11 protein-coding genes are annotated in these 13,009 nt (G+C 69.9%); 7 read left to right on the top strand and 4 right to left on the bottom strand.

Going from position 1 to position 13,009, the window contains the following annotated elements:
* Window positions 1-66 precede the first annotated feature (66 nt).
* From ACZ6O0_RS05715 to ACZ6O0_RS05705, 3 genes are all read left to right on the top strand, one after another.
* Window positions 67-1,179, top strand: coding sequence for a winged helix DNA-binding domain-containing protein (locus tag ACZ6O0_RS05715; protein ID WP_465763645.1), 1,113 nt, complete (start codon window positions 67-69; stop codon window positions 1,177-1,179).
* Window positions 1,180-1,362: 183 nt separating this feature from the next.
* A complete protein-coding gene (gene metK, locus ACZ6O0_RS05710; RefSeq protein WP_465763644.1) occupies window positions 1,363-2,556 on the top strand; it encodes a methionine adenosyltransferase in 1,194 nt (397 codons plus the stop codon).
* Between the two features lie 91 nt (window positions 2,557-2,647).
* The gene (locus ACZ6O0_RS05705) at window positions 2,648-4,672 is read left to right on the top strand and encodes a primosomal protein N' (RefSeq protein ID WP_465763643.1); all 2,025 of its coding nucleotides are present in this window, start codon (window positions 2,648-2,650) and stop codon (window positions 4,670-4,672) included.
* A gap of 99 nt (window positions 4,673-4,771) precedes the next feature.
* On the opposite strand, the gene ACZ6O0_RS05700 is transcribed toward ACZ6O0_RS05705, so the two are convergent.
* Window positions 4,772-5,761: an ArsR/SmtB family transcription factor gene (locus tag ACZ6O0_RS05700; protein WP_465763642.1), complete on the bottom strand. Its 990-nt coding sequence runs from the start codon at window positions 5,759-5,761 to the stop codon at window positions 4,772-4,774.
* A gap of 72 nt (window positions 5,762-5,833) precedes the next feature.
* Here ACZ6O0_RS05700 and ACZ6O0_RS05695 point away from each other — a divergent pair, with 72 nt between their 5' ends.
* The gene (locus tag ACZ6O0_RS05695) at window positions 5,834-7,048 is read left to right on the top strand and encodes an MDR family MFS transporter (RefSeq protein ID WP_465763641.1); all 1,215 of its coding nucleotides are present in this window, start codon (window positions 5,834-5,836) and stop codon (window positions 7,046-7,048) included.
* Here the strand turns inward: ACZ6O0_RS05695 and ACZ6O0_RS05690 are convergent.
* Window positions 6,981-8,309 (bottom strand): MFS transporter, encoded by a 1,329-nt coding sequence (locus ACZ6O0_RS05690; RefSeq protein WP_465763640.1) that lies wholly within the window; start codon window positions 8,307-8,309, stop codon window positions 6,981-6,983. The genes ACZ6O0_RS05695 and ACZ6O0_RS05690 overlap by 68 nt on opposite strands.
* Before the next feature lie 98 nt (window positions 8,310-8,407).
* On the opposite strand from ACZ6O0_RS05690, the gene ACZ6O0_RS05685 reads away from it, so the two are divergent.
* The 3 genes from ACZ6O0_RS05685 to ACZ6O0_RS05675 are packed head-to-tail and all read left to right on the top strand — an operon-like array spanning window position 8,408 to window position 10,551.
* On the top strand, window positions 8,408-9,415 hold the full coding sequence (locus tag ACZ6O0_RS05685; protein WP_465763639.1) for an Lrp/AsnC family transcriptional regulator: 1,008 nt from the start codon (window positions 8,408-8,410) through the stop codon (window positions 9,413-9,415).
* Window positions 9,412-10,029 (top strand): HAD family hydrolase, encoded by a 618-nt coding sequence (locus ACZ6O0_RS05680; RefSeq protein WP_465763638.1) that lies wholly within the window; start codon window positions 9,412-9,414, stop codon window positions 10,027-10,029. The genes ACZ6O0_RS05685 and ACZ6O0_RS05680 overlap by 4 nt, the downstream gene beginning before the upstream one ends.
* 9 nt (window positions 10,030-10,038) lie before the next feature.
* Window positions 10,039-10,551 (top strand): DUF1707 SHOCT-like domain-containing protein, encoded by a 513-nt coding sequence (locus tag ACZ6O0_RS05675; RefSeq protein WP_465763637.1) that lies wholly within the window; start codon window positions 10,039-10,041, stop codon window positions 10,549-10,551.
* Window positions 10,552-10,554: 3 nt separating this feature from the next.
* On the opposite strand, the gene ACZ6O0_RS05670 is transcribed toward ACZ6O0_RS05675, so the two are convergent.
* Entirely contained in the window at window positions 10,555-11,685 is a 1,131-nt protein-coding gene (locus ACZ6O0_RS05670) for a hypothetical protein (RefSeq protein WP_465764064.1), read from the bottom strand.
* Window positions 11,685-12,998: a C39 family peptidase gene (locus tag ACZ6O0_RS05665; protein ID WP_465763636.1), complete on the bottom strand. Its 1,314-nt coding sequence runs from the start codon at window positions 12,996-12,998 to the stop codon at window positions 11,685-11,687. Before ACZ6O0_RS05665 ends, ACZ6O0_RS05670 begins: the two co-directional genes overlap by 1 nt.
* Window positions 12,999-13,009: the final 11 nt, after the last annotated feature.

Here is a 13,009-nt window from a genome sequence, read left to right as displayed (position 1 = left end):
GGCCGCCCCTGGCCCTGAGCATCAAGAGGTCAGAACCTGTCCTCTTCGACTCCTAACCTCAGAGGTATGGAGATCACCTGGCCGGCCGTCGTCGCCCGGCGGATGCGACGCCACTACCTGACCGAGCCCGCCGACACCCCGGTTGACGTCGTACGGGCGATGTGTGGGGCGCATGCGCAGATCCTGGCGGCGGGGGAGACGTCCGTGGCGCTGCGGGTTGCGGATGGGACGCGGGAGAGCGTGCAGCAAGCAGACGGCCTGGTGAAGTCGTTCGGGCCGCGCGGGACCGTGCACCTGCTGCCGCTCGACGATCTGCCGCTGTGGACAGGTGCGCTGTCGGCGCTGCCGGCCCGTGGGCTCGTGCCTGAGCAGATGCGGATGACGCCGGAGCAGACCGCGGACGTGATCGCCGCGGTCGGCGCCGCCCTGGCCGAGGACGATCTGACCGTCGACGAGCTCACCGAGGAGGTCGTACGGCGGACCGGGCCGTGGGCCGGTGATCCGGTCATGCCCGCGTTCCAGCAGAACTGGCCACGCTGGCGTCAGGTGATTCCGGACGCCGCCAACGCCGGTGTCCTCTGCTACGGACCGAACCGCGGCCGGAGTACGACGTACTCGAACCCGCATCGCTTCAAACCGTTCGAACCGCTGCCCGGCGAGAAGGCGCTCACCGAACTGCTGCACCGCTACCTCTACGCCTACGGCCCGGCCACACCGCAGCAGTTCGCGCGCTGGTTGAAGACCACGCCGACCTTCGTCAAGCCGTACTTCGACGGTCTGCCGCAGGTCGAGCTGGCCGGCCAGACGGCCTGGCTCGCGCCCGGCGACGACGACTTCCCCGACGACCAGGCCGAGGGCGTCCGGCTGCTTCCGTACTTCGACGCGTACGGCGTCGGCAGCTTCCCGAGGGAACTGCTCTTTCCCGGCAAGGCCTTCACCCGGGCGACCGCGCGCGGCCAGGCCGGCAACTACCCGCTGCTCCTGGTCGACGGCATCGTCGCCGGTGTCTGGCACCAGAAGAAGGCCGGCCGCACACTGCACGTCACGGTCGAGGCGATCACGCCGCTGAACCGTCGCCGGCGCGGTCTGCTGGACGCGGAGGTGGACCGGTTGGCTGCGATCCTAGGCTGCACACCATCGCTCACACTGGGCGACGTGACGGTCGGCCCGCACGCCTGAATCCGGGCCTCGTGTCCAGAATATGATCACGAATCTCGGATGGCGGATGATTTCGGAGCGTTACCGGGACTCCGGGCGAAACTGCTGGCATACTTCCCAAGATGCATCGCCAACCGCCGGTGCATGGGGGGATCGCGCGGCCGTGAGACCGCCGCGCGGCACAAGAGGATTCGAGGGAGAACTGTGGCGAGGCGCCTTTTCACGTCCGAGTCCGTGACCGAGGGTCACCCGGACAAGATCGCTGACCAGATCAGCGACTCCATCCTCGATGCGTTGCTGGCCGAGGACCCGAAGAGCCGCGTGGCGGTCGAGACTCTGATCACCACGGGTCTGGTCGTCGTCGCGGGTGAGGTGACCACGACGGCGTATGTCGACATCCCGGGGATCGTGCGGTCGCGCATCCTCGAGATCGGCTACGACTCGTCGCTGAAGGGCTTCGACGGGGCGTCCTGTGGGGTGCAGGTCGCCATCGGCAGCCAGTCGCCGGACATCGCGCAGGGTGTCGACACGGCGTACGAGACGCGCTCGGACGCGTCGAAGGACGAGCTGGACCTGCAGGGGGCGGGCGACCAGGGACTGATGTTCGGCTACGCCTCGAACGAGACGCCCGAGCTGATGCCGCTGCCGATCACGATCGCGCACCGGCTGTCCGAGCGGCTGTCCGAGGTCCGCAAGAACGGCACGCTGGCCTACCTGCGGCCGGACGGCAAGACCCAGGTCACCATCGAGTACGACGGTGACAAGGCGGTCCGGGTCGACACCGTGGTGGTGTCCAGCCAGCACGCCTCCGACATCAGCCTGGACTCGATGCTGACGCCGGACATCAAGAAGCACGTGGTCGACCCGGTGCTCGAGCAGTTCGACATCGACTCGGCCGGCTACAAGCTGCTGGTGAACCCGACCGGCCGGTTCGAGGTCGGCGGCCCGATGGGTGACGCCGGGCTGACCGGGCGGAAGATCATCATCGACACCTACGGCGGCATGGCGCGGCACGGTGGTGGCGCGTTCTCCGGCAAGGACCCGTCCAAGGTGGACCGGTCGGCGGCGTACGCGATGCGCTGGGTGGCCAAGAACATCGTCGCCGCCGGGCTGGCGGACCGGGTCGAGTGCCAGGTGGCGTACGCGATCGGCAAGGCCGCGCCGGTGGGCTTCTACGTCGACACGTTCGGGACCGAGAAGGTGCCGGTGGACAAGATCGCCGACGCGGTGCGCGAGGTGTTCGACCTCCGCCCGGCCGCGATCATCCGCGACCTGGAGCTGCTCCGGCCGATCTACGCCCAGACCGCGCGCAACGGCCACTTCGGCCGCACCGGCGAGGACTTCACCTGGGAGCGGACCGACCGCGTCGAGGCGCTGAAGGCCGCGATCAACAGCTAGCACCGACCATCCGCGACCCGGCTGTGGCAGTTGTCCACAGCGGGGTCGCGGCGTTCCACGCACTGTCGCCGCGGCGGACTAGAGTTTCCCGGTGACATCGAACGGGGAATCGCCGGAGCAGCTGACGCTGTTGCGGGACACCGTTCGCACGTCGCGGACCAAGGAGCCGGCCGCCATCACGGCGACGCTGCCGGTCGCCCGGATCGCGGTCGACGTCTCGTTGCCGCATCTCGACCGGCCCTTCGACTACCTCGTGCCCGAGGATCTGGCCGACGCCGCCCAGCCCGGCGCCCGGGTGAAGGTCCGGTTCGCCGGCAAGGACCTGGACGGCTTCGTCCTGGAGCGCCTCGAAACCTCCGACCACGACGGCAAGCTGGCCCGGATCCGCAAGGTCGTCTCGCCCGAGCAGGTGCTGACGCCGGAGATCGCCGACCTCTGCCGCGCGGTCGCCGACCGGTACGCCGGGGTCCTCGCGGACGTCACCCGGTTGGCGGTGCCGCCCCGGCACGCGAAGGTCGAGGGTGAGCCGCTGCGCTGCACCCAGCCCGCGCCGCCTCCGCTGTCGACGTCACGTTCCGGGTGGTCGTCGTACCCGGCTGGTTTCCTCGATGCGGTCGCGCGGTCGGAATCGCCGCGGGCGATCTGGACGGCCGTGCCGGGGGCTGATTGGGCGCTCGCGTTCGCGCAGGCGGCCGCGGTGTGTGCGGAGTCCGGTCGGGGCGCGTTGCTGCTCGCGCCGGACGCGCGTGATCTCGAGCGGCTGGCCGCGGCCTGTGCGGCGGTGCTGGGGGAGACCGGGTTCGTCACGTTGTCGGCGGACCTCGGGCCGACGGCTCGGTACCGGGCGTTCCTCGCTGCCCTGCGGGGGTGTGCACGGGTGGTGATCGGGACGCGGGCGGCCGCGTTCGCGCCGGTGGCGAATCTCGGGCTGGTCGCGTTGTGGGACGACGGCGACGATTCGTACGCCGAGCCGCGGGCGCCGTACCCGCATGCCCGGGAAGTCTTGCTGCTCAGGGCTTTCCGGCAGAAGTGCGCGGTGTTGCTCGGCGGGTTCGCGCGGTCGGCGGAGTCGGCCGCGCTGATCGAGTCCGGGTTCGCGAACGAGTTGATCGCGGACCGGGCGGTGATCAGGGCAGCGGCTCCGGCGGTGCACATCGCGGGGGAGTCGGACACGGACCTGGCGCGTGATCCGGCGGCTCGGGCGGCGCGGTTGCCGCATCGTGCGTTCGAGATCGCGCGTGAAGGACTGCGGTCGGGGCCGGTGCTGGTGCAGGTGCCCCGGGCCGGATATCTGCCGAGCCTGGTGTGTCAGACCTGCCGGGCCCCGTCCCGGTGCTCGACATGTGGTGGGACGTTGCGTCGGACTGGTGGATCCGGGCCTCCGAGCTGCAGTGTGTGTGGTCGGCCGGCGACGGACCATCGCTGCCCGGAGTGCGGTGACACCCGCATGCGGGCGGCGGTCGTCGGAGCTCGTCGTACGGCGGAGGAGCTGGGGCGGGCGTTCCCCGGCCTGGTGGTGCGTACGTCGGGGGGCGACAACATGCTCGATGTCGTACCGGACAAGCCGGCGTTGATCGTCAGCACCCCGGGAGCCGAGCCGGTCGCGGACGGCGGCTACAGCGCCGCGCTCTTGCTCGACACGTGGTTGATGCTCGCCCGGCCGGACCTGCGTGCGCCCGAGGAGGCCGTTCGTCGCTGGTTCAACGCGGCCGCGCTGGTCCGCCCGTCCGGCACCGTCATCCTCGTCGGCGATCCGTCCGCGCTGCCCTTGCAGGCAGTGGTCCGCTGGAGCCCCGAGGGCTACGCGATGCGTGAGATCGAGGAACGCCGAGCCGCGCGCCTCGCCCCGGCCGCCAAGCTGGCCGAGCTCACGGGCCCGTCGGAGTCCGTCGCGGATCTCATCGCCCGCCTCCGCGACCTCCTGCCCGCGCAGACCGGTCTCGAGGTCCTGGGACCGGTCGACCTCGACGACGAAACCGTTCGAGCCGTCGTGCGAACGCCCCGCACCCACGGCACGGCGCTCGTTCGTGCGTTGAAGGAAGCCCAGTCGACGCGGAGTGCCAAGAAGAACCCGGGCTCGGTCCGGGTCCAGGTGGACCCGCCGAGCTTCGGCTGAGCCTGTTTACCTGCGGAACGCGGGCCTGGTCGCGGCTGCGGGCGGCGAAGTACTCCGGTGGCTCGATGAACCACCGCTGTAGCGCTTCTCAAGGGGTGGCTAGGCCGTGGACGCCAGGGGAGCGGAGGCGGTGAGGAGCTGGGTGCCCAGGGGAGTGCGGTGGTAGAGGACGGCTCGGCCGTCGCGGCGGGAGGCCACGACGCCGGCGTTGCGGAGGATGCTCAGATGCACGCTCAACGTCGGCGCGGACACTCCGAGCTGATGCGCCAGGTGAGTGGTCGACATCGGTAGGTCGAGATGGCTGACGATCGCGGCCCGCGTCCGGCCGACGAGGTCCGCGAGCGGTGAGTCCGTCGTGTCCTGGCGGTCCTCCCACAGCCGGCCCAGGCCGCGCGGCGGGTAGGTGATCGTCGGCACGTGCGGCGCCGCGGTCACTGCCAGTCCCGCCGGCCAGGTGAAGACGCACGGCACGAGCAGCACACCTTGCCCGGCCATCGGCTCGCCGTCGCAGCAGAACGGTCGATCGACCACGATCTGGTCGCCGGTGAACCGCACCGACGGATGCAGGTTCCGGAACAACCGCTCGATCCCGCCACTGGCCAGCTCGTCCAGCCGGAAGGCCAGATCCTCCTGCAGCAGCGAGCGCATCCGCCGCCAGTCCGGCTCGATCGCGCGCCGCCAGTACGTCTCCAGCGCCGAGGTGATCACGTCCAGTGCCTTGGCCGGGTGCGCGATCAGGTCCGGCAGCAGCGGATGCGGAGTGTCGTGGTGCAGCTTGCCGAGCTCGTCCACCACGAGGTGGTGCGGGGTGGAGGCGATGGCGGCCAGGCCGGACTCCAGGCTGGTCGAGCGTCGCGGCGGCGCCGGCGTGATGAAGTCCGGGATGTAGCCGACCGGCGGGATGAGTGCCCTGAGCAACATCAGGTCCGGGCCCTCGATGATCGGCCGGACCTTCTGCAACCACGGCCCGTGCACACTTCGCGCGGTGTTGTTGCTCAGCGCCCGCACGCTGGTCACGGCCTCCCAGACCGGCGACAGCGCGAACCGGATCCGCCCGACGTCCTCCGCGTTCAGCCTGATCGTGATCACCCTCCCACCTTAGCTGATTAGTCCTGTGCCTAATCGTCGACAGTGCCCGGGCGGGCCAGCAGAGTGGTCTTCATGACGACTGCCGCTGCTGTCGGGGCGCCGACGCCGACCACTCTGCCCCGAGCCTTCTGGGCGCTGTGGGTGTGCCAACTGGTCAACCGTCTCGGCAGTTTCGTGCAGCCGTTCCTCGTCCTCTACCTCACCCACGACCGCCACCTCTCCGCTGGTACGGCGGGCGCCGTGGCGGCCGCGGTCGGTGCCGGGACCGTGGTGGCGCAGCTCGTCGGCGGCTGGCTGTCCGACCGGGTCGGCCGCCGGCTGACCATGCTGATCTGCTTCTTCGGCACCGCTGCCGCGCTGATCCTGCTCGGCTCGGCCCGGGCGATGGTGATGATCTGGGTGGCGGCGTTCCTGGTCGGTCTGCTCGGTGACCTGTTCCGCCCGGCGGTCCAGGCGACCGTGGCCGACCTGCTCCAGCCGGGCGAACGGGTCCGCGCGTACGGGCTGCTGTTCTGGGCGATCAACCTCGGCTTCTCGGTGTCGACCGTCAGTGCGGGTGTGCTGGCGTCGGTCGGCTACGGGCTGCTGTTCTGGCTGAACGCGGGGACGTCGGTGATCGCGGGCCTGGTGATCTGGGCGATGGTGCCGGAGAGCCGTCCGGTGCTGGACGACGGCGCGGTCCGGCGGCCGCTGCTGCCGGTGGCTCTGCGCGACACCGTGTTCCTGCTGATGATCCTGATCCAGATCGGCTACGCGACCATCTACTTCCAGGGGTACTCGACCCTGCCGCTGGCGATGGCGGACGACGGCCTGCCGTCGCAGACGTACGGTCTGGTGATCGCTCTCAACGGCGTGGTGATCGTGCTGGTGCAGCCGTTCCTCGGCAAGTGGCTGGTGCGGATCGACCGGCCGAAGCTGCTCGCCACGTCGATGCTGGTGGTCGGGCTCGGGTTCGGCCTCGGTGCCGTCGTGCACAGCTGGTGGGGTTACGGGCTGTCGGTCGTGGTGTGGACGATCGGCGAGATCGGGTTCGCCGCGGTGATCGGCGCGGTGTTCGCCGATCTCGCTCCGGTCGACCTGCGCGGCCGCTACCTGGGGCTGTCCGGGATGGCGTTCGGCGTCGGCACGGTGGTCGGGCCGCTGGCCGGGACGAACGCCCTCGAACACTTCGGTCCGACCGTCACCTGGATCGGCTGCGCACTGCTCGGCGTGGTGATCTTCATCGGGCAGTACTCGCTGGCGCCGGCACTGCACGCGCGGGCCGCGGCGAACGCGGCGACCGCATGAGGTGAGCAGTCCCGACGGTCACCACGATGACCGCGGCCGCGATCCAGAACGACCGCCCGAGCGTCACCGGGTGATGCAGGAACACACTGCCGAACCCAGCGACGCCGAGCGTTCCGCCGAACTGCTGCACCGCGTTGAGCAACCCGGCCGCCGATCCCGTCTCGTGCGGCTGCACCCGATGGAGCGCCTCGGTGAAGAAGGCGGTCGTGAACACCCCGACTCCGACACCGGCGATCGCGAGTCCCGGGAGCAGGGCGTCGGTGGCGGTGACGATGCCGGCCAGCAGTACGCCGAGGCCGGCGTACATCAGCCTGGATCCGAACCGGCCGACGAGCCACTGACCCGCGACGAGCGAGGCGATCCCCGACGCGGCTGACCACGGCAGCAGCGTGAGGCTGGAGCGCATCACGCCGTGGTGCAGGGCCAACTGCTGATGCAGTACGACGACCAGCGTCAAGCCACTCATCACCGCGAAGAACAGCGTCGACGTGAGCAGCGCCGGAGCGAACCCACGATGCGCGAACAGGCTCATCTCGATCAGCCGTCCCCGGCTCCGGCGTTGCTGCAGCAGACACAGCCCGAGTACGGCGATGCCCACCGGCAGCAGCCACCAGTCCCGTGATTGCAGGATCGGGTAGACGACGAGCGCCGTACTGCCGGTGAGCAGGACGGTGCCGACGACATCGACCTTCGGACGCTGGGGCGACCGTGATTCGGGGAGCAGGTGCGCCAGCGCGAGTACGCCGAGGCCGAGGGGGACGTTGACGAGGAAGACCGCTCGCCACGAGCTCACGTCGGTGATGAAGCCGCCGAGGAGGGGACCGGAGATCGCGGCGAGGCCCATCACCGGCCCGATCGTCCCGAGCGCCGTGGACAGCTGAGGGCCGGTGAAACTCGACCTGATCAGACCGATCGTCTGCGGGATCACCAACGCGGCGGTGATGCCCTGGATCACCCGAGCGCCGATCAGTACGCCTGCCTGGGGCGCGAGCGCGCACGCGGCCGACGCCAGGACGAACCCGGTCACGCCGATCCGGAACACCCGGCGCCGGCCGAACAGGTCGCCGAGCCGGCCGCCGGTGATCAGCAGCGCCGCGAACGGCAGCGTGTACGCGGCGCTGAACCAGGGGATGTCGGAGGTCCGGCCGCCGAGATCGGCGTGGATCACCGGCGCAGCGACCTGGACGATCGTGGCGTCGAGGAGATTCATCGCCTCCGCGACCAGGAGGGCGATCAGCCCCACCCATCGTTTGTTCGTCATGCCTCTGAACGATCCCGGCGGGTCTCGCGTGCTTCCATCTAGCTTTCGAAGGCTGCAGAAATCTTCCATTCTGTCTTCTTGTGGGCGATGATCATTCCATGCTGGACGAGATCGATCGGGGCCTGATCCACGCGCTGCAGCTCGATGGGCGGGCGCCGTACAGCCGGATCGGTGAGGTGCTCGGGGTGTCGACGCAGACGGTGGCGCGGCGCTACAGCCGGCTGCGGGCGGAGGCAGGGCTGCGGGTGGCCGGTCTGCCGGATCCGCAGGCGGCCGGGCGGTCCCAGTGGCTGGTCCGGCTCACCGCGACACCACAGGCCGCGCAGGACCTCGCGGTGGCGCTCGCCCGCAGACCCGACACCAGCTGGATCAAGCTCGCCTCAGGCGGCACCGAGATCATGGCGATCGTCCACACCACGCCGACCGACGGGAACACCCTGCTGCTGCACGACATCCCGCGCACGTCCGGGATCACGTCCGTGTCCGCGCACTACCTGCTGCATCTGTACGTCGGTGGTCCGACGGCCTGGCGGGGTCGGGCCAAGAGCCTGACCCCGGCCCAGGAGGCCGGCCTCCGTAGGCGGACCGTCGGAGCCGGGGATGGCCGGCTGCCTGACGCCGCGCGAGGTGAAGGTGCACGAGCGCTCGGTGCCGGGGATGGGAAGCTGCTCACCGCGCTCGGTGAGGACGGACGGGCGACGCTCGCGGACCTCGCCGTACGCACCGGCTGGTCACCGGCAACCGTGGCCCGGCGGCTCGAGGAATTGCAGGCCACCGGAGCGATCTTCTTCGACGTGGACGTCGACCCTGGCGCACTCGGTGTCACCGCGAGCGCGATGCTCTGGCTCTCCGTCCCACCGGCACACGCGGACGCGGTCGGTCGCGCGCTGGCCGAGCACGACGAGCTCGCCTTCGTCGCCGCAACCACCGGCCGCACCAACCTCGTCGCCCACGCGCTCTGCCCCACCCCCGACGCCCTCCACACCTACCTGACCCACCGCCTGGGCTCCGTCGAACCCATCACTGCCCTCGAAACCGTCCCCATCCTCCGCACCCTGAAATCCGCCGCCCCCTTCACACCGGGTCTCGTAGGGTTGCGGGCATGACTGAGCGGACGATCGACGTGGTGGTGTTCGACATCGGTGGGGTGTTGCTGGACTGGAGTCCGGACTATCTGTACGCCGACCTGATTCCGGACGAGGACGAGCGGAAGCACTTTCTGACCAACATCACCACGCCGGCCTGGAACCACAAGCAGGACGAGGGACGGCCGTGGGCCGAGGCGGTCGCGGAGCTCACCAGCCTGCATCCCGAGCACTCCGAGTGGATCGAGGCCTACGACACCGGCTGGCTGAAAATGGTGAAGGGCGTGTTCGAGGACACGGCCGCCGTGCTGCGTGACCTGCGCGCGCTCGGCGTCCCGACGTACGCGCTGACCAACTTCTCGGCCGAGAAGTGGGAGGTCGCCAAGGAGACGTTCCCGATCCTCACCCACTTCGACGGTGAGGTCGTGTCCGGTGTCGAGCAGACCGTCAAGCCGGGCGAGAAGATCTACCGGATCCTGATCGACCGCTTCGATCTCGACCCGGCCCGGACCTTCTACACCGACGACATGCAGTACAACGTCGACGGCGCCCGTACGGTCGGCCTCGACGCCGAGCTCTTCACCGGCGCCGCGAACCTCCGAGAGCACCTCCGGAGCCGGGGGCTCGACGTCTAAAGTGGAACGGTGATCAGGGAAGGCGACCGAGACGCGGCCGTCCAGCGTGTGCAGCAGGCGTACACGGAGGGGCACCTCTCGCACGAGGAGATGGACCAGCGCCTCGATCAGGTGCTCACCGCCACGACGCCGCACGAGATCGCGTCGGCACTCGCCGCGCTCCCGGCGGAGAATCCGGGCACGACGTCCAAGATCTCCGCGGCCGCCGGACGGATCCAGCGGCGCGGCGCGTGGCGGGTTCCGCGGAACCTCAAGGTGCAGTCCGCCTTCGGGCGGGTGCAGCTGGACCTTTCGCGGGCGATCTTCGAGGGTCCGGTCGTCGACATCGAGCTGCATCTCGGGACCGGCGGCGCCAAGATCACCGTGCCCCGCAACGCGATCGTCGACGTCGAGGGCCTGCACACCGGGTGGAAGGACTCGCACTACACGCCGAAGCGGCAGCCGCGGACCGGCGGGCCGACGATCCGGATCACGGGCACCATGGGGTTCGGACGCTTGCGGATCCGGCACTCCTGGCGCTGAGTACTAGGCGACCGCCGCCGAGAGAGTTTCGGTGTACGTCGGGGTGCTCGAGAGGTACGCGGCTTCGACGTACACGGTGTCGCCCTGGCACGTCATGGGGGTCAGCGCCGTGCCGGGCTTTCCGGTGTAGATGCGTTGCGGACGGTCGAAGCCGGGGCGCCAGCGCTGGATCTGGTAGCTCTCGTCGCCGTTGCTCACGGCCCTCGTCTCCCAGAGGATCCAGTTGCCGCAGGCAAGGATTGTGTCGGTGACGACGGTGCCGAGGGAGCGGGCGGGGGAGTCGGCGGACTCGCGGACATAGGCCTTGGACTGGTACTGGTCCGGATCGGTGGCGCCCACCTCCGACCACACCGTCGCGCCACTGAGCGAGGCGCCGCTCCACTGGATGCAGTTGGTTGCCGCAGGCACTGGTCGGGCGGGTCCGGTGGTTCGCGGGGCGGTGAAGAGGCGTTTGCAGCGGCGGGGGGTCTCCGGGGCGGTGATCTCGCTGAAGGTCACGGCGTCCGACGAGACCACGGGATCGGCGATGTAACCGGGGTCCGCGACGCAGGTGACGGTGCGCGATGTCAGGGTCGCGAGGTCGGCCACGATCAGGCAGGAGCGGTTCTTCGCGTCGGTCGAGCTGTAGGCGAAGGTGCCGTCGTACGCGCCGATCTCGGGTTCGGACACCGGCGGGAGTGATCCCAGGCTCGCGGTGCGGCCGGTGGTGAGGTCGTAGCGGAAGAGCCTGATCTGCGGGTCGGGGCCGTCCGATCGGATGTCCTCGATCAGGGCCCAGTGGTCGTCGATCACGACGGGCGACTGGGCGACGAACCCGGTCGCCGGCGTGTGCCGGACCACGACCTTCTTGCTGGTCCGATCCATCACCGTGGTGGTGCCGGCCTCGTCGCTGCCGCGGGTCACGACGTACCTGCGCTGCTGGGTGACCAGGTGCAGTCCGTCCACCGGTTGCCGCAGGACCTTCGCCCAGGCCGGGATCGCCGTACCGGAGTCGGTCGGCGGTCCCGGGGTCGAGGGCTTGCCGGTCGGCGTCGGCGTACTTGCGGGTGTCTCCGGGGCCGTTTCGTGGGTGGACGAGCAGCCGGCCAGGAGGAGGGCGACGAGGGTGCCTACGGCAACGGTGGTACGGCGCATCACAGCCCGATGTTCTGGAACGAGTTGGCCAGGGTGGCGTTGAACAGCGCGCTCGCCGGGATGTTCTTCGGGCCGTCGGTGACATTGCCGCGGCTGTTGAAGCGGCGCTCGTTGAACACCTCGTAGATGCCGATCGTGCCCTTGGCCTTGTCGTACCCGCGACCCACCTGGTAATGACCGCTGTGGTTGAAGGCGAGGTAGGGGAAGTAGCGCTTCAGCAGTTGCACGTGCTCGATGATCGGTGCCTTGTAGACGCCCAGGTGCTTCTCGTGCACGGTGAGGAACGTCTGCGCGTTCCAGTGCGACACGCTCTGCACGATGTACGGGCCGGCCGGCTGGTCCCAGTCGGTCTTCAGGTTGGTCTGCTTGACCATCGCGGAGATCGCCGTACCGGACGTGGTGGAGCCGAGGTCCTTCGCCCACGACGCCTGGGTGTCCTTCTGGTCGTCATCGGCCCAGTCGATCGACTGGAAGGTGGCCGGACCGCACCAGTACCCCTTCTCCTGCGAGGTCTGGAACCCCTTCATGATGTACGACGACGCCGGCGCCTTCACCGGGGCCGCGGGCGGGACCGGCGTCGGCGTGCCCCGGGTCGGAGCCGTCCGGGTCGGGGTGGTCGGCGTCGGCGTAGGTGTTGTCGTGGGGGTAGATGTCGGCGTTGGCGTTCGCGTTGGCGGGGTTGTGTCGCTCGCGGCCAGCAGGCGCAGTGAGTGGGCCTTCTCGCGCCCGTTCCAGGCCGACTGCATCTCGTCGAGCTCGGCGGTGACGCGGGCGCTCTTCGGCATCGACGCCCGCTCCGCCACGAACGCGGCCGGGGTCAGATCGCCGGTCGGGATGTCCTGCTCGACGCCGCCGTCGCCGTCCGCGCGCAGGCTGGGCGCACTGACCATCTCCTGTACCTGGGCACCCGTCGGCACCTGGTCGACAAAGCCCAGTCCGAGGCAGTAGTTCTCCTCGTCGAGCTTGAAGCACCGCATCATCGAGGACGCCTGCGCGGCCGTGTCCGCCGCGCGCAGCTCCAGATCACCCGGCGAGGTCTCGGTCACCTGCCTCACCACGTCGCTCCACGACCGCGCCGCGGGCTGCTCGGGCAGCGGCTGATCCGGCGTCTCGGTGGCGGTGGGGATGGGAGTGGCAGTCGGTGTGGACGTTGAGGTTGCCGTGGGACTCGGGGTCGCGGTGACCGGTGGGGGAACGGCCGACGGGCCGGTCCGCTCCGGATCGCGCGGCTGGTACGCGGCGGCGGTCAGGGGCGCCTGGGCCAGTAGTGCACCCAGGAGGATCAGAGTTGCCCCCCGTGCTGCTGTGGGCATTGGGTCTCCCG

The sequence above is a fragment of the Kribbella sp. NPDC048837 genome (genome assembly GCF_055586945.1).
The sequence above is the reverse complement of the archived record's forward strand: the minus strand, read 5'-3'. Positions and strand labels throughout refer to the sequence as shown.